Genomic DNA, 24,140 nt, shown 5'->3' on the forward strand with positions numbered 1-24,140 from the left:
ATCTATGGTAGCACCATCCGTTGGTGCAGGATTGAACGTGAACAAACCGCCAGGTGTCGCCAATGGCTGGTCCACCAATGCGCCATCGCAGGTCACAGTGACAGTAAAGGATGAATCGTCTATGTCTAATACAGTCACATTTTGTATAGATGATTCAGGGCAAGCTCCTCCAGTAGTATATTCAACAAAATAAGTTGATCCAGGTACACCATTTGTTATTTCTCCTGTTGTGTTATTTATTATGGCGCCATCCCCTAAGTCAGGATTGAAAATAAAACTTCCACCAATGTCTCCTGTAATATTCGCAGTAGCACCATTACAATTAGCATCAAAAGTAAAAGAAGCATCTTCAGGTGGAATTAAATTTGCATTTACAGCTATTCTTGTAACTGAAACACAACCATTCGATAAATTAACTGCCTCTGCAAAATAAGTCCCTTGAGATGTTACCGTTAATACATTACTGCTTGATTGCAACAACATCCCATTATTTGGGGCATCATACCAATCCACAGAAATTCCTGTTGGCACCGAAACTTCTAATGTAGCATTGTTCAAACCACAACCAAAATCTACATCTCCACCACTTACAGGTACCGATGGGCTTTGTAAAACTTGTATGTCGTATATATCTGAATAGGTAATACAATCTAAGTTTGTTAAGTTGCTTGCAAATTCAGCAACTTTTGCTCGAAAAGAAGTAGTCACCGTTAATCCCGTAATACTTAAATCTTCATTCGTTTCTCCAGAAATATCAAACCAATTTACACCATCTGTAGTGCTTTGCCATTGGTAAAAATGAGAATTAAAAACAGTATTGTCTGGTATTGCAGTAATAATTTCCGAATAAGGCGTTTCTGAAGTACATATTGTCTCTGAGTTATTACCGCTACTATCTTCAGTAATTATTAAATCCCCACAACTTTTAAATACAATATCATCAATGGCAAGGTCATTACCACAGCCCCCGACACCATTATTTTTCATTTTTAGTATAACTGATGTCTGACCAGATAACGTTTGAAAAACTAATCCATATTGTTCCCAAGCAGGTGTGACCGAACTAAATATATTTCCTGTATCTCCACTTGCTAGCAGATTAGAATCCGTAATATCCCAAATCTCAAATTTTACATTTACCGGAATACCATTACCACCACATCCAGAAAGAGGTAAAATATTTATAAGCCATGAAGAAAATTCATAGGTTGTGTTTTCGCATAACCCTGTGATATTTGTTTTATAAAACTCGCCTGGAGTGGTACTTGCATTAACAATTAAAGCTTTACCATTTGTATCTCCAGGAGTATGATCACTAGGTAAATTCCATCCAAATAAAAAAGTACTACTTGCCAATGTATACTGTCCGTCCTGAGGGTTACTCTGTCCCCAGTAACCATAAGTAGTAGTACCAACTGGCAAAGGCGGGCCATTTGAAAGACCAGTTCCAAAGGTTTCCTCAAAAATTGGAGCCCCAGAATTACCTTGGCAGAATCCTAGTTGCGCATTGCTATATTTTGATAGAAAAATAAAACATGCCAGAATTAGATATTTTGCATGAGATAGCTTAATCATTAATATCTTTTCTAATATTTTTATAATTGAAAGGGGATAGATTTATAAGAACACCCTACAATATTTAATTCTAATTTTCTTAATTATATACTAAGTCTTTATAAAATTTATCTATTAAGATAAACCCAACCTGTTTTTGTTTTTGTCCCATTATTGTAAACAAAAGTATAATAATAAGTACCTACAGGTAGTTCTTCTCCATCATTAGTTTGACCTTCCCACTCATTGATATAATTTCTTTTTGTGTAAACTAAACGCCCGTACCTGTTAAATATTTTAAGATCATCAACTTCAAATCCACTTAAATCAAAGGTATCATTCAAACCTGGAGATACTCCAGGAGAAATACCTTGAGGGATGATACAATCACCAGTTTTTAGCTCCTCTAATACACTTATACTAACTCTAGTTAAAGAGGCACAACCTGATACTATATCAACAGCTTCAGCATAATAAGTCCCTAATTGATTTACTATTAACGATGTACTATTTGCTAAAATTAAATTACCGTCTTCAGCTTCGTCATACCAATTTACAGTTTCACCTGAAGAAACAGTAGCTATCAATTGAGCTTCATTTGTTTGGCAATCTATACCCGTATCACCATCAACTATGGGTGGATTTGGACTTTCAATTAACGCACTAACCTCAGTTCTAGTTTCTGAAATACAACCCGTTATTTCATTAACAGATTCGGCATAATAGTCTCCTATTTCACTTACACTCAAAATAGGGCTATTTACGCTAAGAATATTTCCCCCGGTTTCAGAATCATACCAATTCACAGAAATACCATTTGGTACTGAAACTTCTAGCGTAGCATTATTCAAATTACAGTCAAAATTACCACTCTGCGTAAACTCAGGTGGATCTGGTATTTCTATAATTACACTTACTTCTGTTCGATTAAGAGATATACAGCCCGTTATTTCATTGATTGCTTCTGCGTAGTAAAATCCCTCTTGATCAGCAATAAAAACATTTGAATTTACTTGTAGTATGTTACCACCACTAGGGGAATCATACCAATTGACAGCAATTCCTGAAGGAACTTGGACTTCCAAATTTGCCTCATTCAAATTACAGTTGTAGATGGATTCTCCAATACCTACAGGTGCATCTGGACTAATATTTACAGAAGCTTGAAAATTTTCAGAAAATAAAACACACTGATTATTTATTAAGTTATTTGCGAATTCAGCCACTTTAGTTCTATAGTAAGTTTGTGCATCTATGGACACATTAATACTCTGACTTGTTTCACCTATAATATCCTCCCAATTTGTACCATCATTACTCTTCTGCCATTGATAAAAATGAGAGTTAAAAACAGAGAAGTCTGGAATAGCTGTTAAAGTGGTTGAATAAGGAATTTCATTTTCACAAACCGAGACAGACGTATTGTTAAATTCATCATTAATAACTACCGAATCACCACAGGTTTTAAATTGAATATCATCAATTGCTAAATCATTACCACATCCTCCAACTCCATTATTTAACATTTTTAAAATTAGTGTTGTTTGCCCTGGTAGAGTTTGAAAAACTAAACCATATTCGTCCCACAAGGGAGATGCGGTTGCAAAAACATCACCAGTGTCGCCAGATGCCAAAAGATTTGTTCCCGACTCGTCCCAGATTTGAAATGTCACATTTATTGGAATTTCTATTCCCTGATCTATGCAAAAACCGGGGACTTTTAGAAAATTTAATACCCATGCTGAAAACTCATATGTTGTAGATTCACATAAACCGTTAATTGTTGTGGTGTAAAACTCACCCGGTGTAAAACCAGCATTGACTATCAAGAATTTACCATTGTTATCATCAGGAGTATGATCTTCAATTTCATGCCAATCATAAGGATTATTAAAGGAGCCGTTTGAAACTGAGTAAAACCCATCATCAGGGTATCCGGCTATGTAATTATAGGTAGTAGTTCCAGAGGGTAGTTGGGAAAAAGAATTTCCAGTTCCAAAATTTTCTTCAAAGATTGGTGCTCCTGAATTTCCCTGACAAAAGCTTAATTGCGCGCTTGTCGTTCTTGATAAAATAAAAACACAAAAAAATATGACTAATTTATGATCTAATTTTAAATTTTGCACGTTTAATATTTAATAGTTATGGTTGAATATATAATAATAACTCTAGAAGAGAAATAAAAACTACAATTGTATAGTAAATGTATAGGTCATTGAGATATATCAGACAACATAAAATGAAATCTGTAGTCATTTTACTCATGCTTATTGCCTATTATTTCTGTTTACCTCAACAATTATTTAAAGACCCGACAGCTACGGTTTTAACTAGTAGAACTAATGAACTATTAGGAGCACGAATTGCAGATGACGGCCAATGGAGATTTCCATCAAATGACAGCATCCCAGTAAAATTTAAAATTTGTATTCTTCTTTTTGAAGACGAATACTTTTATAAACACCCAGGTTTTAATCCTATTTCAATTTTAAAAGCGCTTAAACAAAATTTAGGCTCTGGGGCAGTTAAACGCGGTGGAAGTACAATAACACAACAAGTTATTAGACTTTCTCGAAAAGGACAACCAAGAAGTTATTTTGAGAAATTAAAAGAGTTGATTCTGGCAACACGTTTGGAATTTAGATATTCCAAGGATTACATATTACATCTTTATGCCAGTAATGCACCGTTTGGAGGTAATGTGGTTGGTATAGAAGCCGCATCATGGCGATATTTTAATCGTGATGCTTCAAATTTATCTTGGGCCGAGAGCGCAACTTTAGCTGTGTTACCAAATGCTCCAAGTTTAATCTATCCTGGCAAAAACCAGAAAAGATTATTTGAAAAAAGAAATCGCTTGCTAAAGAAACTATTTGAAAATGGTACAATTGATAAACTTACCTACGAGCTTTCTATTGAAGAAGAGTTGCCTGTAAAGCCTTATCCTTTGCCTCAAATAACACCTCATCTATTGCAAAAAACAGTTAATGAGCATAAAGGTAAACGTATAAAAAGCACCATAAATTTGGATATTCAGTCTCAAACTAATGGAATTATAAGACAACACTACAACAGATTAAGACAAAATGAAATCCATAATATTTCTGTTTTAATTTTAGATGTAAATTCTCGTGAAGTATTGACTTATGTAGGTAACTCACCAACAGATAAAGCACATCAAAACTATGTTGACATTGTAAATAAACCCAGAAGTACTGGGAGTATTTTAAAACCATTTTTATATGCCTCTATGCTGGATGCTGGTGATTTATTATCTCATACATTAGTTCCAGATGTGCCAACTCAATTTGGTAGTTATCATCCAGAAAATTTCAATAAATCGTATGATGGCGCCGTACCAGCAAACGAAGCTTTATCAAGATCTTTGAACGTTCCAGCAGTTAGAATGTTACAAGATTTTGGTCTAGATAGGTTTTATCATTATCTCAAACAACTTAATCTAAAAGACTTAAAATATAATGCTAATCATTATGGGTTATCTTTGATTCTAGGAGGAGCTGAAAGTAACCTTTGGGATTTATGTAGCAAATACGCATCTATGTCTTCAACCCTAAACCATTTTAATAATAATTCTAGCCAGTATTTCTCAAACGAATTTTGTGAACCTATTTATTTAAAAAACAAAGCTGTTGATTTTGGTCAGTTACAAAATGAAAAATCAATTTTTGATGCTGCTTCTATATATCTGACTTATGAAAGTATGAAACAGGTTAACCGTCCCGAAGAAGATGAAAGTTGGGAGATTTATGACTCATCACAAGAAATAGCATGGAAAACAGGCACAAGTTTTGGATTTAGGGATGCGTGGGCAATTGGCACTACAAAAGACCATGTCGTAGGTGTTTGGGTTGGTAATGCAGATGGTGAAGGTAGACCAGGATTAATAGGTGTACAAACTGCTGCTCCAATATTATTTGATATTTTTGATATTCTGCCTAAAAGTAAGTGGTTTGCAAAACCGTTTGATGACATGTTGGAAGTGAAAATTTGTAATAAAAGTGGTTACAGAGCATCGTCAATTTGCGAAGAAACCGAGTTAAGATACATTCAAATAAGTGGTAAAAAAACCAGACCTTGCCCGTATCATAGGTTAGTTCATGTTGATACACAAGAAAAATACCAGGTTAATTCTTCATGTGAGCCTATAGAAAATATTAAAAACAAACCTTGGTTTGTATTACCTCCATTGCAAGCTTTTTATTACAAGAATAAGAATCCGTTTTATAAACCAATTCCACCCTTTAGAGAAGGTTGTCTTAGCGACTCTGATATTTCAATGGAGTTTATTTATCCTAACCAGCATTCCACCGTTTTTCTTCCAAAGGACTTTAATGGCAAGACGAATGATCTAGTTTTAAAAGTAGCTCATTCAAAACCAGAACTAGAACTCTTTTGGTACGTAGATAATGTTTATATTGGCAGTACAAAAGAAATTCACGACATGGCAATTTTACCAAATCCAGGTGAGTATACCTTAACTGTTGTAGATGAATTAGGTAATGAGTTAAAACATAAAATAACGGTTGCAGATTAAAACGATTACTTCTCAAATCATTATTTTTGTAGTCAATCGAACTTAAAAAATTTATGGAAACCGTTCAGTTTATACATTCATATTGGGCCTATTTAGTATTATTTGTACTAATAATTGCAACTTTTAATGCAGTGTTCAAGTTTTTTGGTAATAAAGAATTTGACGCCAAAGACTTTAGGATTTCACTTTTTACTTTAATTACAATACACATACAATTATTGATTGGCATTATACTATTTTTCATGAAAGATTACTTTTCAACTATTGAACAAGTTGGTGGCATGGGTGAAGTAATGAAAAATTCAGATTTAAGAAATCTAATAGTTGAGCACCCAACCACTATGATTATTGCAGTGGCTCTTGTTACAATTGGTTATTCAAAACACAAGAAGAAATTAGTGTCTAAACCAAAATTTAAAATGCTAGCTATTTTTTACACATTAGCATTAATACTGGTGCTAGCTAAAATACCATGGAACCTTTGGTTCAGTTAAACAAAAAAGCATCTTAAATAGAGATGCTTTTTTGTTTTTGTAAATAATTTTATTCCGCCTCTTTAATGAGATAGACATAAACCGGAAAATGGTCACTAAATCCGTTGGTGAAACCACCATTAGCAAAACTTCTAAACGGATAGCCTTCCCATCGGCCTCTTTTATTAGATAAATAAGATTTATTATAAATACCTGCTTTCCAAAAACGATAAGATGTATAATCAGTTTCAATAAGAGGTTTCGTAACCATTATTTGATCAAATAAACTCCATGCATCTCTATATGCTGTAGTACCATATCCCTTTTCCGCAAACATTTTCTCAAATGGATTATAAATACCTTTTAATGGTACTTTTTTCTTGTCTTTTTTTGCCTTTAAAACCTTTTTTACACTTTCATTAGTTGGATCGTCATTAAGATCGCCCATAGTTAAAATTTTAGCATAAGGATTTATGGATTGTAACGAATCAATAATTCGCTTGTTTAATTTGGCTGCACCAACTCTTTTAGACCTACTTCTTGCCTCACCACCACTTCTTGATGGCCAGTGATTTACTATGATGTAAATTAAGTCACCATCTAACTTGCCACTCACTAAAAGCTGATCTCTCGTAAATACACGCTTTCTAGTTAAGTCATCATAAATTAATAATTCATGAGAACTTGATTCTACCGGTTGAAATAATGCTTTCTGGTATAATAATGCAACGTCTATACTTCTCCTGTCTGGACCTTCAAAATGAACTATACCGTAATCTTTAGAAAGTAAAAGTGGGTCATTAACTAAATCTTCTAAAACCTTACGGTTTTCAATCTCGCATACTCCAATTACAGCTGGCGAGTTGTTTACCATATCAGTTCCAATATTAGAAATAACACGAGCCATATTCTTAATTTTCTTCTCGTAAATTTCAGAACGATTGGCCTTAAGTTCCATTATAGGACTGGCCTCATCATACTTGAGTGGGTCATTAATTGTATCAAACAAGTTTTCTAAATTGTAAAAAGCGACGGTGTGAATTTTAAATCGTTTTTTATCTTGTGCGTTTACATTAAAAAAGCTTGTGAAAACAATTAAAAGTAGAAGCGTTTTTATTAAATTCATAGGATATTATTAACTTATTGTTATATGGTAAACAAATTGCCTGCCAAAATTATATAATAATTATAAATATAGTACATTTGAACGCCTTAAATAACTATAATTTAATCTAACATAAAAATCAATTTAAAATTAGGCATGAAAAAAAGTTTTTTACTATTTCTGTTTGGAATTGCCTTTACATTTTCAAGTTTTTCACAACAAACTATTGTAAAGGGAAGTGTTCTAGATGGAACTACAGGAGAACCTATTCCTGATGTAACGATTTCTATTGAAGAGACCGGACAAACAACTAAAACAGACGCTAAAGGTGAATTCAGTTTTACTGAAAATGTTCCCCTTGGTGAACAAGTTTTAAAGGTTGAAAAAATAGGCTACGTTACAAAACGTTACCCGATTATTGTAAATGAAGGACAAACCGTAGACATAAGCGGTATGACTTTAGATTTTGATGCGAGTGACAAAAAAGATCTTTTCATTATTTCAATTTCAGATGATAATTTAAATAGTGAAGATGATGGATTAACAGATAATATCTCAGGTTTATTACAAGCCTCTAGGGATGTATTTCTCAATGCGGCTGCTTTTGATTTCAGTGCAACCTTTTTTAGACCACGCGGTTTAGATAATGCCAATGGTAAAGTGCTTATCAATGGTGTTGAAATGAACAAGCAGTTTAGCGGAAGACCACAATGGGGAAATTGGGGTGGTTTAAATGATGTACAACGCAACCAAGAATTTTCAATGGGTATATCTGCAAATGATTATACTTTTGGAGATTTAGCTGGCACAAATAATATTATTATGCGTGCATCTATGTACAGAAGGGGTGGTCGAATTTCTTATGCTTCAGCAAATAGAAGTTATCAAGGAAGAGTAATGGCAAGTTATAGCTCTGGTTTGTTAGAGGGCGGATGGTCATACTCCGTTCTTGGATCTAGAAGATTTGGTGAGAATGGTTATATAGATGGTACATTGTACGATGCTAACTCTTTCTTTGTTGCAGTAGAAAAACAAATTAATGATAAGCACAGTTTGAACTTCACAGGTATCTATGCAAAAAATAGACGTGGACGATCAACAGCAATTACAGAAGAAGTGTACAATCTAAAAGGGCGCCAATACAATCCGTTTTGGGGAGATTTAAACGATGGGCAGCGCAATTCTCGAATGAGAGAAATTAATGAGCCAATATTGATGTTAAATCACTTTTGGGATGTTTCTAATAAGGTTAAGTTAAACACCAATATTGCATACCAATTTGGACAAATTGGAAACACGAGAATAGACAATGGTGGAACAAGGCTTGTCGAATTTAATGGTGAAGACACTTACATTGGTGGTGCACGAAATACTGATCCAACATATTATCAGAGACTACCAAGTTATTTTCTAAATAGAGATGATGCTCCAACTTCATATGATTTTGAACAAGCATACTTAGCAGAACAAGCATTTATTAATAATGGACAATTTAATTGGTTGGACGTTTACTCTGCAAATTTAATTTCTACAGCCAACGGTGATAATGCTATTTATGCGTTACAAGAGGATAGAATTGATGATCAGCAACTAACAGCAAATATTTTATTAGATGCTGAATTAGCAGAAAACATAAAACTTAATGGGGCAGTAAACTTAAGAAGTTTAAAAAGTGAGAACTTTGCTTCAATTAAAGATTTATTTGGAGCCAATGGTTATTTGGATGTTGACTTCTTCGCTGAGGAAACTGATCCAAATCAAAACCTGAGTAATTTGGCACAATCAGATACTAGAAACCCAAACCGTCTTGCTAGAGAAGGCGACCGTTATAAATATAATTACGAAATAGATGCTAACGTTATAAGTGCTTTTGCACAAGCTCAATTTAAGTACAATAAAATTGACTTTTATGTTGCGGCCAACGTTTCAAGTACGGATTACCAGAGAAATGGTTTATATCAAAATGGATATTTCGCAGATAACTCATTTGGTAAAAGTGAAAAAGCAGAATTCTCAAACTATGGATTAAAAGCTGGAGGTACGTATAAATTAAGTGGTAAACACTTAATAGATTTCAATGCAGGGTATTTAACCAAAGCACCATCCATTAGAAATACTTTTGAAAACGCGAGACAAAACAATGAGTTAATTAATGAATTAAATAGCGAGGTAATTACGACGTTAGATGCAAGTTATATTTTTAGATCACCAATAGTTAAAGCACGTATTACTGGTTATTATTCAACCTTTCAGGACGGCACAGATATAGGCTTCTATTTTACCGAAGGAAGTTCTGGAGCTTTCGTGCAAGAGGTCTTAACTAATGTAGATCGCAGACATATTGGCGGTGAGCTAGGTATTGAAGCGCAAGTGACTCCAACTATTAAATTAAAAGGCGCTGCCTCCGTTGGCCAATATATATTTACCAATAACCCTAATATGTATTTGTCAGGAGATGATTTTGAAAATGATCTTACCTATGGAGATGGAACTGTAGCCTTAAAAAATTACCATGTTGCAGGAGGTCCAGAGAGAGCATTTCAAATTGGATTTGAATATAGAGATCCGGATTTTTGGAATATTGGTGTAACTGCTAATCATTTCTCAAATGCCTATGTAGATGTAAATAATTTGAAAAGGTCAGGTCGTTTTAATACAAACTTAGATTTAATAACAGAGGAAAGATATAGAGAGGGAGGGAATATTTCTGGATATGGCTTTAGTGATTATGACCCTATAATCGCTCGAGAGTTGCTAAAGCAAGAACAATTTGACGATTATATGCTTGTGAATGTTATCGGTGGTAAATCTTGGAAAGTTGGAGATTATTTTCTTGGTTTCTTTGCTACTATTAATAATATTTTTAATCAAGAATATAGAACTGGTGGTTTTGAACAAGCTAGACGTGTGGACTATAGAAGTCAAAAACAAGAGCAGACAAATAAATACGGCCCAGTTTTTGGAAATCGTTATTTCTACGGTAATGGTACCACTTATTATTTAAACCTATACGTAAGATTCTAAAAAAATAAAATACAATCTTTAACTCTATAAAGAAAATTAAAATGAAAACAAATAAAATTAATAAATTAACGCTTTTACTAATTAGTCTATTAGTGTTTACATCCTGTGTAGATGATGACGAATATGATCTTCCTAATCTTTCAGTAGGTGAGGTAGAATTAGGTCCAAATGATCAAGTGATTGATATTGATGCTGTACAAGGTTTCTTTAATCAAGATAACGAACCCTATACATTTGAAGATAATCCGGATTTTGATATATATACTTCTGGTTATGTAATATCCAGTGATGAAGGTGGAAATTTTTTCGAAGAAATCGTAATACAAGATAAAGCTGAGAATCCTACAGCAGGTATAGTGGTTCAAATAGACGTCAATCCTTTATATACTTTATATGAATTTGGTCGAAAAGTATTTATTAAGCTTGATGGATTGACCATAGCTGAAGATAATGGTGTATTACAATTGGGGAGAGCTGCTGGTAACAGCATAGATAAAATTGCGGCCTCACAAAGAGCCGAACATCTAATATTAGCACCAGAAGTAGCAACCATAGTACCTTTAGATGTTGAGATTTCAGACTTTTCAAATGATTTAGAAAATCTGTTTATCCGAATAAATGATATGCAATTTAATCGTAACGATGTATTAGGTGATAATCCTTTAACTTTCGCGGCTGAAGATACAGATGAGTTTGATGGTGAGCGTACGGTTGAAAGTTGTGCTAATGGAACAACTGTTATTATGAGCACGAGTACATTTTCAGATTTCAAAGGCTTAACATTACCAGCAAATCGTGGTTCTATATCTGCTGTTCTAACTAGAGATTTCTTTGATGATTTTTATACTATCGTTATTAATTCACCTGAGGATATAGTTTTTGATAATGAGAATCGATGTGATCCTGATTTCTTAGAATGTACTGGCTCCTCTGGTGGAGGTGCCGTAATTTTTGAGGAAGATTTTGAGGGTTTTGGGACATATGCTTCCGAAGGCTGGGATAACATAAACATCAGTGGCACAAGCACGGATTGGTTTATCAGTAGCTTTAGCGGTAACTTCTATTCTCGTATCTCAGCATTTAGTTCGGGTAATACCGAAGCTAGTGTTTGGCTAGTAACACCACCTATTGACATGGACTCCACTACAGGTGAAGAAATTTCATTTGATATTCAATCTAATTTTGATAATGGTACTAACCTATCTGTTTGGGTTTCTACAGATTATGCTGGTGATCCGACTACCGCAACTTGGTCGCTTTTAGATGCAACTATACCTGTTGGGCCATCAAGTACATTTGGAGATTTTGAATCTGTTGGGCCAGTTAATATTTCATGTGTTGAAGGTACTGCAGTATTTGGTTTCTTTTATGAAGGATCAGATCCAAGTGCTACAACCAGATATCATTTAGATAACATAGTTGTTACCGGTAATTAAAATAAACCATATAAAATAGATTTAAAACCACATCTTTGTAATTAAAGATGTGGTTTTTAATTTAATGAGACATGCTTGATAATTATTACATATCGATACTACGACATTACAAAGAAAGATTGGGAAGGCGAAGTCTCTCTTTGGCCCTGTTTTATATTAATCTTTTAGAACTTTCTCTACTTTTATTATTAGGCACCTTCTTTATGGCCTTTGCTCGTCAAATGAAGTTAATAACCATGTCTTCTTTTAAATTCTGGACCTTATTTCTTTTAGTGAGTATTTTTGTGCTTTTTAAGAATTGGATGCGCTTTAATGGCAAAAAACGAAATGTGCTTAATGCAAAATTTAAGTCTAAGCCAATGTCTATATATTTAATCTGGACATTACCATTTGCTTGCTTAATCTTGGCCTTTGTTCTTTATCAAGTAAAATAAAAATGCCCTCCTAAAAAAAGGAAGGCATTTCAATTATAATGTTAAGGGTTATGTTACTTACCCTGTTTTTCTTTGGCACAACATGCTTTGTTGCAATCTTCTTTACACGCTTTCTTTTCAGCTTCCGTTTTATTAGCACAACATGCTTTGTCGCAGTCTTCTTTACAAGAAGCTTTCTTTTCACCTTCAAAGTTGTCCACCTTTTTCATGTCTTTAACTTTGTAAATATCGGCTACACTTGTAACTGTTTCTTCTAATGACTCCGGTGAAACTTTAGCCTCATCGTACTCTACCATAGCTAAACGCTTATCAAAATCTACTTTTGCAGACTTTACACCTTCCATTTTAGCCATTTTATTTTCTATGGTCTTTGCACATCCCATAGCGCAGGTCATACCATCAATACCAAACTCTACCTTGGCATAAGTGGCATTTGGATCCAATGTCTCTGAAACCTCTTTTTTGGCAACTTCAACATCAACAGTTTTAACTTCTGGCTGGGCATCGTTCTTACAAGCTGTAATAATAAAAGCCAGAATTAAAACGACAGAAAGATTCTTAAATGTGTCCATAAATTGCAAATCTTAAATTTGCGCTAAAACTAATAAATCTTGTGCTTACTTGGTAAAGAATTAACGATTTTTGTGATTCATTTACCTTGTTTTTGTATGAAAAACCCTAATACCAAGTGGATTTACCTTCTCATCCTGTCAATAATTTGGGGTAGCTCATTTATTTTAATAAAAAAAGCGTTGCTGGGTTTAACAGCATATCAGCTTGGAGCCTTACGAACAATAATCACAGGTTTGATTTTACTTTCTGTGGGTTACTACAAATTAAAAGAAATACCAAAGTACAAATGGAAATGGCTTTTGATTTCTGGTTTACTAGGCTCGTTTATACCAGCCTTCTTCTTTGCAATTGCAGAGACTGAAATAGATAGTGCAGTAACATCTATTCTCAATTCGCTTGTGCCACTTAATACAATACTATTAGGCTTTGCAGTTTTTAAAATCGCCTCAACCAAAAGGCAAATTCTTGGTGTAATAATTGGTTTTATTGGCACTGCAATATTGATTTCAAAAGGAGCTGAACTCAATCCCAATCAAAATTATTTATACGCATTTTTTGTAATCGCATCTACTTTAATGTATGCAGCAAATGTCAATATTATTAAGCGTTATCTTCAAGATGTAAAACCGCTTGCAATTGCTACTGGAAACTATGTGTTTATAATTATACCAGCTTTTATTATTCTAATGTTTACTAACTTCTTTACTGATGATACATTTCATCATCCTCATTTTGTTAGTTCATTAATATTTGTGACCATACTTTCTTTTTTTGGTACTGCGCTAGCAAAGGTGGTATTTAATAAATTAGTGCAAATATCAACACCTGTTTTTGCATCTTCTGTGACATATATTATGCCAATTATAGCATTGATTTGGGGTGTTTTAGATGGAGAATCATTTAGCTTTATACAAGGAATGGCTGCAATTTTAATATTGGTTGGTGTTTACTTAGCTAATAAACGAAATAAAGCATAAAAAAAGCCGGAGTATAACTCCGGCTTTTCATTATTATTTAATTAAAGAATTAATCAAAATCCTGGTCTGATACACCTTCGTTAATTTTCACTTCTTTCAATTTAAATTCAACCGACTGCCCCATCATTGTTGCAGCACGCGTTTCTGGGAATTTTAATCCGCTATATTCTTTATAGTCTTTTAACACAGCATCCTGACTCTGTGTTTGACCACCCATAGATGTTGTTTGTACCTCTTTAACTTTCAACCCAGACTCCACATCATAGTATAATGTATATGAGATTACTTCACCTGACACTTGTACAACATAGGCGTCTTTATCTTCAACCTTTTCAATGCCTGTTAATTTAGCATAATCAGAATTTAGTAGGTTAATTTCCATAAATAAACCAGCATTGATTTTAACATCATTAGTCATGTTTGCTGGTAAAGGTTGGTTGTTTGCCGTAGCACCTTCTTGAGTCATAGTCATTGACATCATTTTATTTCCACTCACGTAAATACTTTGATTGGTTTTACCATCAATACGCTTTTCTTCTTGCATTACTGCTCCCATGGGTGTAGTTGCCTCGTATTGGGTCATTACGGAAGTAATACTTTCCAAATTATCTTTCACACCGACCGCAGAAAGATAATTCTCAAGTACAGACTTTGCTGTTAACCCTTCAGGTAAAACAATTGTTTCGGGTCTATCTGTAGGATTTGCTTCCTTATCAAAATATTTAACTGGAAGTTTCTTCCCGTTCCATTCTATCTTCTCAACATTTTCTAAAACATCTGCTGCTTTACCAACAAGAACAATTCTTGCTTTATCATCCGATAAATACTTATTAGCCACGCGTTGAACATCTTCAATTGTAACTTTATCGATATTAGCGATATAGTTTTTATAAAAATCCTCTGGTAATTTATTTGTTCTAATACTTAAAGCACGTCTAGCTGCAACTGCCTTATCCTCTGATTCTAAAATAAAGCTTCCTAAAAATTTAGCTTTTGCATTTGCCAAAATTTCTTCATCTACTGGCTCAGTTTTAATACGCTTAATCTCTTTCAGGGTTTCTACAACAGCACTATCGGTAACCTCATTTCTAACTTTAGTTGTAGCTCTGAATGAAGAGTTATAGTATCTTCCTGTGCCTAGTGAAGATCTTGCCCCATATGTATAACCATTTGCCTCTCTTAAATTCATATTTAAATAAGAACCAAAAGCGCCTCCTAAAATATAGTTTGTAACTAAAGCTGCATGATAGTCTTCATCTGTCATTTTTAATGGAGAAACACTCATAACCGCTAATTCTGTTTGTACTGCATTTGGTACATCTACAAAATTGATTTCTGTAGTTGGTACATCGTAAAACGAAGGATATTCAGGTGTTTCTACACTTCCTTTATCCCAATCCCCAAAATATTTCTTAAGTAATGATTTTGCTTGTTTTTCAGAAATGTCTCCCGAGAATAAAATATAGCCATTTGATGGCTTAAATCTCTCTTTGTAAAAGTTGTTTACATCTTCTAATGTTACATTATTTACGGTTTCTTCTGTAATTATCTCGCCTGCCGCATGGTTTTTACCATATAATAATGCGCTTCTTACATTACCAGCAATAGCCGCAGCACTATTTTCACCAGACTTAATGCCTTCTATCAATTGTTCTTTTTCAAAATCTAATTCCTCTTGTGTGAATTTTGGCTGTAAAGTCGCCTCAGCAAATAAACTGAAAACTTGGTCTGTATATTTAGACAGACAAAATCCAAATCCACCATTTGGACTAACGTTCATGCTTGCGCCCAAGAAATCAATTTTTTCACTAAAATCATCTTTAGAAGTCAATTGAGTTTCCTTACCCATTAAAGCGCTAGTCAATGACTGAACACCAGCTTTATCTCCCTCATAAACAGGTGGGTTGTTAAGATTTAAATTCCAATTTAATGATGGTAGTTTTGAATCTGTAACTACCAAAACTGTTAAGCCATTCTTTAATTTAAATTCTTTAGCCTCACCAAGATTAACCTCAGGCATTGGTCCAGATTCAGGAATTTTTGTTCTGTCAACTTGAGCAGTTACGGTAGCTCCCATAAATACTGCTAAAAGTGTAAATATTATATATTTTTTCATGTTTATAATCTTATTATTTTATTTATCGCTTTCTGGTTCTGAACCTGCTAAATATTTTATTTCAACACGTTGATTAGGGTTTAAATATTTGTTGGCAACAGCTATTATATCTTCACGAGTAATGCTGTTGTAGATATCTAACTCCTTATTGATGCGACTAGCATCGCCTTGTAACATTTGGTATGTTGCAAGCGAGGAAGCGATACCTTCAATACGCGAATTTGCATTAACAAATCTAGTTTCAAATTGATTTTTTAATTTCTGATACTCTTTCTCTGAAATTAATTCGGTTTGAAGTTTTTTAATTTCTTCGTCCATTGTTGCCTTAAGGCTATCCCAGTCTGGTTCACCCTTAATTAAGGCTCCCATAGTATAAGTTCCGTAGTCTTGACTTGCTTGATTAAAAGCTAAAACTTGTAACGCAACTTTATCTTGATCTACCATTCTCTTGTACATTCTAGAACTATTTCCACCAGTTAATATTGAAGAAATATAGTCTAATACATAAGCATCCTTATCTACAGATTTTGGTGTAATATATGAAAATATGTACGCTGGTATTTGAATATTAGCATCATACTCTGTTGCATAACGTGTCTCCGTAATTGGATCTTCAACAACAGGCTTCCTAACATTAGCTTCAGCTTTATTTTCTATTGGACCAAAATAGTCCTGGATCATTTTTTTTGTTGCCTCAACATCAATATCGCCAGCTACAACCAATGTTGCATTATTAGGATTATAATATTGATCATTAAATGAAATAAACTCATCTAGTTTGGCAGCATTCAAATCATCCATTGAGCCAATTACTGACCTTCCGTATGGATGTTTCTTAAATAAGTGATTGTTCACACCTGTTCTGTAAATGATTTTACCATATGGTGCATTATCAATACGTTGTCTCTTTTCTTCTTTTACAACCTCATTTTGCGTGTCTACACCAACCTGTTCAATAATTGGGTGAAGCATGCGCTCACTTTCCATCCAAAGACCAATCTCTAATTTATTTGATGGGAAGGTTTCGTAATAATATGTACGATCTTGAGTTGTATTTGCGTTATTTCTTCCACCATTTGCAGAAACGATATTAAACCATTCTCCTCTTTCGATATTCTCAGTACCTTCAAATAAAAGGTGTTCGAAAAAATGAGCGAATCCTGTTCTTCCCTCTACCTCGTCTTTTGCACCTACTTGATACATCACACCTACAGTTACAATTGGTGCCGCATTTTCCTGATGTAAGATAACATGCAAGCCATTATCTAATTTGTACTCTTCAAATTCGACTTTCTGGGCTGTAGAATATAATCCTACAAACATAAAAAGCGCTAGAGTAAATAAGCTTTTTTTCATTATTTAATGATTTTTAAAATTAAATTATTTTAGTGTTTGTCTTCGTTTGAGTTGCTTTGTTACACAAAGCTCAACAAAAATAAAGAATCATTTCGCTGCAAGTACTAAATAAAATGTGAAAAGTGTGAGAATTAATTGACTTATTTTACTGGAATTAAATACTAGTACTTAAAATACTCTTGAAATCCCCTAAAACGTTTGTAGATTAAGAATTTAGGATTATATTTGCATCCGCTTTCTGAAAAAGAAGGCTATTTAATTTTTAAACAAAATAATAAAAACGTTACGCTATGTACGCAATTGTAGAGATAGCAGGGCATCAATTCAAAGTTGAAAAAGACCAAAAAGTTTTTGTTAATCGTTTATCTACAGAAGAAGGTAAGAAAGTTTCTTTCGATAATGTTCTTTTAATAGGAAACGGTAGCGATGTTACTTTAGGCGCCCCAGCTATAGACGGTGCACAAGTAAGTGCAAAAGTCTTAAAGCACCTTAAAGGTGATAAGGTAATCGTTTTCAAAAAGAAAAGACGTAAAGGTTACCGAGTTAAAAATGGCCACAGACAATCATTAACAGAAATTGTTATTGAAGGTATTACAGCTTCAGGTGCTAAGAAAGCCGCTCCAAAAAAAGAGGTAAAGAAAGTAGAACCAAAAGTTAAGGTTAAGGAAGAAGCAACTCAAGATTTGAGTAAAATGACAGTTGCTCAATTAAAAGAATTGGCCAAAGCTAAGGGTATTTCAGGTATTTCTTCAATGAAAAAGGCTGATTTAATTGCAGCGTTAAGTTAATATTAAAACTAGAATAAAATGGCACATAAAAAAGGAGTTGGTAGTTCTAAAAACGGTAGAGAATCAGAATCGAAACGATTAGGTGTTAAGATTTTTGGTGGACAAGCTGCCGTTGCAGGAAATATCCTCGTAAGACAAAGAGGTAACACGCACCATCCGGGTGAAAACGTATACCAAGGAAAAGACCATACTTTACATGCTAAAGTTGATGGTATAGTACAGTTTACTAAAAAGAAGGACAATAAGTCTTATGTTTCTATAGAGCCTTTTCAGGCTTAAGAAATAACTATAAATTATTCAAGACCCTTACTATTTTAGTGAGGGTTTTTTATTTATAATATTTCCATTTTTTTAAGTAAAAAGCTTGCATTCATGTTTTGACAAACGCCTTTTTTAAGTTTGTAATCAAAGTGTAATTCGTCATCTATAATCTGAGCATCAAAGAAGTAATTTTTAATTGGTTCGATCTCTGTTTCTATTTCTGTTAGACTTAAATCGTGTGTAGCAATTATTCCGGTCGCCTTAAGTTTAACCAAACGTTCAACAAACTTTTTTGACCCAAGTGCCTTGTCTGTGCTATTGGTTCCTTTTAAAATCTCATCTAAGATTACAAAATAATCGGAATCGTTCTCAATTGTATCTACGATAAATTTTAACCGTTTTAATTCACTAAAAAAGTACGAGCTGTCATCTTTTAATGAATCGGTTGTGCGCATACTCGTAACTAACTTAATAGGTTTATAGTTAGACTTTTCCACACATACAGGTAAACCCACATTTGCCATTACAATGTGAAGACCTACTGTTCTCAAAAATGTGCTTTTACCAGCCATATTGGCTCCTGTAACAATAAAGAACTGTTCCTTTAATAGTTCTAAATCACTATCTATCCTTTTCTCAGGGTGTATTAAAGGATGTCCCAAAGACTTTGAATAAATGGTGGTTGAATTATTAGTTATAGTTGGATATACAAATTCCTGGTGATTAAAAGCATATGTGCCTAAACTGTTATATGCATCAAAAAAGATAACAACATCAAACCAATCCTCGACCTTGCTTGAATATTCAGCTATCCATTGCTCTACATGGTAACTTTGCTTGATATCCCAAAGCAAATAACCATTACCAAAAATCGCAGAAATGAAATTATTTCTATTATCTAATAGATCCAAGGATTTGGTAAACTTTGTAAAGATTGCAGAAGCTTTAACTTCATCAACCTTAATTCTTTCTTGTTGTTTTTTAAGTAATACAGATTGAAAATCAAAATTTTCAATTTGATCTAACAGTAGTGCATATTGTTTAAAGGTATTCTTTGTTCGTTCAGTATTTTGAGTCAGATTGTTAATTTTCTTTAGGTAACGACCTGTTATTCCTAATCCAATTAGCAACCAGTAACCTGCAAATTCAATAGGTGCTATTTCCAGAACAACTAAACATAAAACTAGTATAGACAGAATACTAAATGATATTGATAACCAAAAATGAACCCCAGTTAAAAAAGGCGTGTAATTGTTTAGCCATTTAATAATATCGCCTGCCGAATATTCAACTGAAAATCCTTTTGCAATACCTGTATAGTATTGTCTCCATTCTGGAAGTTTAGCCAATTCTTTAACTGCCTCTTGGCGCAATTGGATATTATTAATGTTATTAGCCAACAGATTCTGAACAAGTTTATCCTTTGCTTCCGGAATTGTAGTTCTATTAATGTATTGAAAAAACGAACCATTCCCAAACATATCTATATCAAGGCTAAAATGATGTTTAGGATTTTGATATTTGATTCCGTTTGGTCTATGATAAAAATCTCCAGAGGCAATTCTTAATTCATCTTCATTAATTTTTACCAGTCGATTATATAGTGCTCTTTTATTTTTTAAATCAGTATATTTTGATAATAAGAATAAAAAAATACCTGTCCCTAACATGCCTATTCCGAGAGCTGACTTCCAATGGTTTCTTAGTAAGTAAATACCTATAACAGTTAATAAGAATGTTACGACTCTCAAAGTACTGAAAAGACTTAATTTCTTAAATACCTGTTTTGACAAAGTCTTATACTTCCTAATTTGATTTTCATAAAACTCTAGTGCATTCTCCATTTGAAATTTGATAAAAATAAAAATCCCAAGATAAGACATTACCTTGGGATAAAATGTTTAATATACCTGCAACAGCAGGCACTAGTTACCCTTTAAAACTTGCAACTAGGTATTCTCTATTCATCCTAGCAATATTCTCTAATGATATTCCTTTAGGACATTCTACCTCACAAGCACCTGTATTTGTACAGTTTCCAAATCCTTCATCATCCATTTGCTTAACCATATTCAATACACGATCTGTTGCCTCAACCTGTCCTTGTGGTAATAATGCAAATTGAGAGACTTTAGCAGATACAAATAACATTGCAGAAGAATTTTTACAGCTTGCAACACAGGCACCACAACCAATACAAGTTGCCGCATCAAATGCTTTATCTGCATTCTCCTTCTCAATTGGAATAGCATTGGCATCTTGGGTATTACCCGAAGTATTAACTGATATAAACCCACCTGCTTGTTGAATACGATCAAACGAGGTGCGATCAACAATTAAATCTTTAATGACAGGAAAGGCTTTTGCCCTCCAAGGCTCTATATAAATTGTGTCGCCATCCTTAAAACTTCTCATGTGAAGCTGACATGCAGTAATTTTAGTCTCAGGACCATGAGCTCTTCCATTGATATAAAGGGAACATGTTCCGCAAATTCCTTCTCTACAATCGTGATCAAATGCAACTGGTTGTTCTCCCTTTTCAATTAACTCCTGATTTAAAACATCTAACATTTCTAAAAAAGACATGTCAGGAGAAATATTACTTATTGGATAATCAACGATTTTTCCTTTATCATTTGCGTCTTTTTGACGCCATATTTTTAATGTTAAATTCATCATAGCTCTTTATTTGTAACTTCTCTCTTTCACTTCTATATTTTCGTATTCTAAGATTTCTTTATGGTGAACTGCTTCACTAGGTTGCCCTTTATATTCCCAAGCCGAAACATACTGGAATTCTTTTCGTCTCATGGCTTCACCAGTTTCTGTCTGAAATTCATCTCTAAAGTGCCCACCAGCAGATTCTTCGCGTTCTAAGGCATCCTTAGCAAATAACTCGCCTAATTCAAGGAAGTCAGCAACACGGCCAGCTTTAGCTAATTCTTCATTGTATTCATTCTCTGTTCCAGGAACAAATACATCTTTGTAAAATTCAACTCTTAGTTCTGCTATTTCTTGAATGGCCTCTTTTAAATCTTTTTCATTTCTTGCCATACCACATTTATTCCACATGATTTTACCAAGACGCTTATGGAAATGGTCTACGGATTTTGTTCCTTCATTATTGATTAATTTATCAATATCTCCTTTAACCTTTTGTTCTGCATCATCGAATTCTTTAGAGTCTGTAGGTATTGGACCCGTTCTAATATCATCAGCTAAGTAATCTCCAATTGTATAAGGTAATACAAAATAGCCATCTGCTAGACCTTGCATTAAGGCAGATGCCCCAAGTCTATTAGCACCATGATCTGAGAAATTTGCTTCACCAATAGCATAAAGACCAGGTACATTTGTCATGAGGTTGTAATCTACCCATAATCCACCCATTGTGTAATGCACAGCAGGATAAATCATCATAGGTGTTTCATATGGATTTTGATCTACAATTTTCTCATACATCTGGAAAAGGTTACCATATTTATTCTCAACTACCTCTTTTCCAAGTTTTGTAATAACGGCTTTGTCCTCAACATTTAATCCTTTTACAAATGCTTGCTCTTTCCCGTAGCGTTCAATTGCAGATGCAAAATCTAAGTATACAGCTTCACCTGTTTGATTAACTCCATATCCAGCATCACATCGTTCTTTTGCTGCGCGCGAAGCAACATCCCTAGGTACTAAGTTACCAAATGCCGGATAACGTCTTTCTAGGTAGTAATCTCTATCTTCTTCAGCAAGATCAGTTGGTTTTAAACTACCATTTCTTATTGCCTCAACGTCTTTTTTATGTTTTGGTACCCAGATGCGTCCATCGTTACGTAAAGATTCTGACATTAAAGTCAATTTAGATTGATGATTACCAGAAACTGGAATACATGTTGGGTGAATTTGAGTATAACAAGGGTTTGCAAAGAAGGCTCCTCGTTTATGTGCTTTCCATGCGGCAGTAACATTACTGCCCATAGCATATGTTGAAAGATAGAATGCATTTCCATAACCACCTGTGCCAAGCACAACAGCATGTGCGCTATGTCTCTCTATTTCACCTGTTACAAGGTTACGTGCAATTATACCTCTTGCTTTACCATCTACAATCACAACGTCTAGCATTTCGTGTCGCGTATACATCTTTATCTTACCACGACCTATTTGACGGTTCATTGCAGCATAAGCTCCTAAAAGCAATTGCTGTCCCGTTTGCCCTTTTGCATAAAACGTACGCGATACCAATACACCACCAAAAGAGCGATTGTCAAGTAAACCACCATACTCTCTCGCAAATGGTACACCTTGAGCAACACACTGATCAATGATATTCGTAGATACCTCAGCCAATCTGTAAACATTGGCTTCACGAGATCTGTAATCTCCGCCTTTTACAGTGTCATAAAATAATCTGTATGTAGAATCACCATCTCCTTGGTAATTTTTTGCTGCATTAATACCACCTTGTGCCGCAATTGAGTGTGCGCGTCTTGGTGAATCTTGAAAACAAAATGCCTTAACGTTATAACCTAATTCTGCAAGGGTTGCCGCTGCTGAACCACCAGCTAATCCAGTCCCTACAATTATCACATCTATTAAACGCTTGTTTGCAGGATTAACCAGGTTGATATCATTTTTATGTTTTGTCCACTTGTCCGCTAATGGACCTTCTGGAATTTTAGAATCTAATTTTGACATAGTGATTTTTTTTAGTGTGTAAAGTGATGGTAAACTGCGATGAAAATAAATAAAGCAGGAATACCAATAGAATAAACCTTACTAAAACCATTTAAACTCCGAACATACTTGTTATTGGCTCCAATTGATTGAAAAGCTGAGTTAAATCCGTGCAATAGGTGCAATGCTAATAACACAAATGCTACAACGTAAATACCAACTCTTACTGGGCTTACAAATTTTTCTCTTAACTCTTCATAATATCTGAAACCTGACTCAGCGTTGTTTGGGTCAATTAACCCACTCATGTCGCCTTCAACATACTTGACCGTCATTTCATGTACCCAAAAATCATACATGTGTAATCCTAAAAAGGCAAGGACTACTACTCCAGTTAATAACATATTTCTTGATACCCAAGTAGAATTATCTGATGCCGTATTACTGGCATATTTTATACTTCGGGATGACTTATTTTTTGCTTCTAGTATAATACCCATAACGAAGTGAAAAATCACTCCAATTATTAATATAGGTTGCATTAATCCTTGAACTAAAGGATTTGTTCCCATAAAATGGGACATTTCATTAAACAGCTCTTCGCTAAAAACTGAAGTGAAGTTGATGGAAACATGCATTACAAGAAAAATCATGAGGAAGAGTGCCGAAAGTGCCATGGCAAACTTTCTTCCAATCGACGAATTTAGAATTCCGCTCATTGTAGGTCTAATCTTTTTGTTAGTTGCACAAAAATACAGTAGAATCCACGCATTAGCAACTGACGTATGTTATAATTATTTATTTAGAATGATTATAATCTACA

General features: G+C 34.1%; 17 protein-coding genes. 7 read left to right on the forward strand and 10 right to left on the reverse strand.

The genetic code is table 11. The features are described from left to right. Positions 1-1,575: hypothetical protein (locus DUZ96_RS09770; protein ID WP_114301770.1), on the reverse strand; the 1,575-nt coding region annotated here is incomplete at its 3' end. Between the two features lie 107 nt (positions 1,576-1,682). After that, positions 1,683-3,680, reverse strand: a complete 1,998-nt coding sequence (locus tag DUZ96_RS09775) for a gliding motility-associated C-terminal domain-containing protein (protein ID WP_114301771.1) — start codon at positions 3,678-3,680, stop codon at positions 1,683-1,685. 77 nt (positions 3,681-3,757) lie between these two features. Here DUZ96_RS09775 and pbpC point away from each other — a divergent pair, with 77 nt between their 5' ends. Together pbpC and DUZ96_RS09785 are read left to right on the forward strand one after the other, a co-directional pair. Further along, a complete protein-coding gene (pbpC, locus tag DUZ96_RS09780) occupies positions 3,758-6,109 on the forward strand; it encodes a penicillin-binding protein 1C (RefSeq protein ID WP_114301772.1) in 2,352 nt (783 codons plus the stop codon). Between the two features lie 53 nt (positions 6,110-6,162). Next, positions 6,163-6,603, forward strand: a complete 441-nt coding sequence (locus DUZ96_RS09785) for a hypothetical protein (protein WP_114301773.1) — start codon at positions 6,163-6,165, stop codon at positions 6,601-6,603. Between the two features lie 49 nt (positions 6,604-6,652). Here DUZ96_RS09785 and DUZ96_RS09790 read toward each other — a convergent pair whose 3' ends face one another. Beyond that, positions 6,653-7,708, reverse strand: a complete 1,056-nt coding sequence (locus DUZ96_RS09790) for an endonuclease/exonuclease/phosphatase family protein (RefSeq protein WP_114301774.1) — start codon at positions 7,706-7,708, stop codon at positions 6,653-6,655. A 135-nt stretch (positions 7,709-7,843) separates the two neighbouring features. On the opposite strand from DUZ96_RS09790, the gene DUZ96_RS09795 reads away from it, so the two are divergent. Together DUZ96_RS09795 and DUZ96_RS09800 are read left to right on the forward strand one after the other, a co-directional pair. After that, positions 7,844-10,711, forward strand: coding sequence for a TonB-dependent receptor (locus DUZ96_RS09795; protein ID WP_114301775.1), 2,868 nt, complete (start codon positions 7,844-7,846; stop codon positions 10,709-10,711). 41 nt (positions 10,712-10,752) lie between these two features. Next, positions 10,753-12,147: a DUF5689 domain-containing protein gene (locus tag DUZ96_RS09800; RefSeq protein ID WP_114301776.1), complete on the forward strand. Its 1,395-nt coding sequence runs from the start codon at positions 10,753-10,755 to the stop codon at positions 12,145-12,147. A 487-nt stretch (positions 12,148-12,634) separates the two neighbouring features. Here DUZ96_RS09800 and DUZ96_RS09810 read toward each other — a convergent pair whose 3' ends face one another. Further along, positions 12,635-13,153, reverse strand: a complete 519-nt coding sequence (locus DUZ96_RS09810; protein WP_114301778.1) for a cation transporter — start codon at positions 13,151-13,153, stop codon at positions 12,635-12,637. 96 nt (positions 13,154-13,249) lie between these two features. On the opposite strand from DUZ96_RS09810, the gene DUZ96_RS09815 reads away from it, so the two are divergent. Beyond that, complete coding sequence (locus DUZ96_RS09815) at positions 13,250-14,131, forward strand: DMT family transporter (RefSeq protein ID WP_114301779.1); 882 nt, start codon at positions 13,250-13,252, stop codon at positions 14,129-14,131. A gap of 49 nt (positions 14,132-14,180) precedes the next feature. Here DUZ96_RS09815 and DUZ96_RS09820 read toward each other — a convergent pair whose 3' ends face one another. Together DUZ96_RS09820 and DUZ96_RS09825 are read right to left on the reverse strand one after the other, a co-directional pair. Further along, positions 14,181-16,247, reverse strand: a complete 2,067-nt coding sequence (locus tag DUZ96_RS09820) for a pitrilysin family protein (protein WP_114301780.1) — start codon at positions 16,245-16,247, stop codon at positions 14,181-14,183. Positions 16,248-16,265: 18 nt separating this feature from the next. Next, positions 16,266-17,603, reverse strand: coding sequence for a pitrilysin family protein (locus DUZ96_RS09825; RefSeq protein WP_114301781.1), 1,338 nt, complete (start codon positions 17,601-17,603; stop codon positions 16,266-16,268). 290 nt (positions 17,604-17,893) lie between these two features. Between DUZ96_RS09825 and rplU the strand changes: the two genes are divergently transcribed. Then, entirely contained in the window at positions 17,894-18,391 is a 498-nt protein-coding gene (rplU, locus tag DUZ96_RS09830; protein WP_114301782.1) for a 50S ribosomal protein L21, read from the forward strand. 18 nt (positions 18,392-18,409) lie between these two features. Then, entirely contained in the window at positions 18,410-18,670 is a 261-nt protein-coding gene (gene rpmA, locus DUZ96_RS09835) for a 50S ribosomal protein L27 (protein WP_114301783.1), read from the forward strand. Between the two features lie 53 nt (positions 18,671-18,723). Here rpmA and DUZ96_RS09840 read toward each other — a convergent pair whose 3' ends face one another. The 4 genes from DUZ96_RS09840 to DUZ96_RS09855 form a co-directional block, all read right to left on the reverse strand. Continuing rightward, positions 18,724-20,496, reverse strand: a complete 1,773-nt coding sequence (locus DUZ96_RS09840) for a MutS-related protein (protein ID WP_114302326.1) — start codon at positions 20,494-20,496, stop codon at positions 18,724-18,726. A gap of 85 nt (positions 20,497-20,581) precedes the next feature. Next, a complete protein-coding gene (locus DUZ96_RS09845; protein WP_114301784.1) occupies positions 20,582-21,328 on the reverse strand; it encodes a succinate dehydrogenase/fumarate reductase iron-sulfur subunit in 747 nt (248 codons plus the stop codon). A 9-nt stretch (positions 21,329-21,337) separates the two neighbouring features. Beyond that, positions 21,338-23,338 carry a fumarate reductase/succinate dehydrogenase flavoprotein subunit gene (locus DUZ96_RS09850; protein ID WP_114301785.1) on the reverse strand — a complete coding sequence of 667 codons (2,001 nt, stop codon included), beginning with the start codon at positions 23,336-23,338 and terminating at the stop codon, positions 21,338-21,340. A gap of 11 nt (positions 23,339-23,349) precedes the next feature. Continuing rightward, positions 23,350-24,036: a succinate dehydrogenase cytochrome b subunit gene (locus DUZ96_RS09855; RefSeq protein WP_114301786.1), complete on the reverse strand. Its 687-nt coding sequence runs from the start codon at positions 24,034-24,036 to the stop codon at positions 23,350-23,352. Positions 24,037-24,140 lie beyond the last annotated feature (104 nt).

Source organism: Winogradskyella sp. KYW1333 (assembly GCF_003335675.1).
GTDB lineage: Bacteria > Bacteroidota > Bacteroidia > Flavobacteriales > Flavobacteriaceae > Winogradskyella.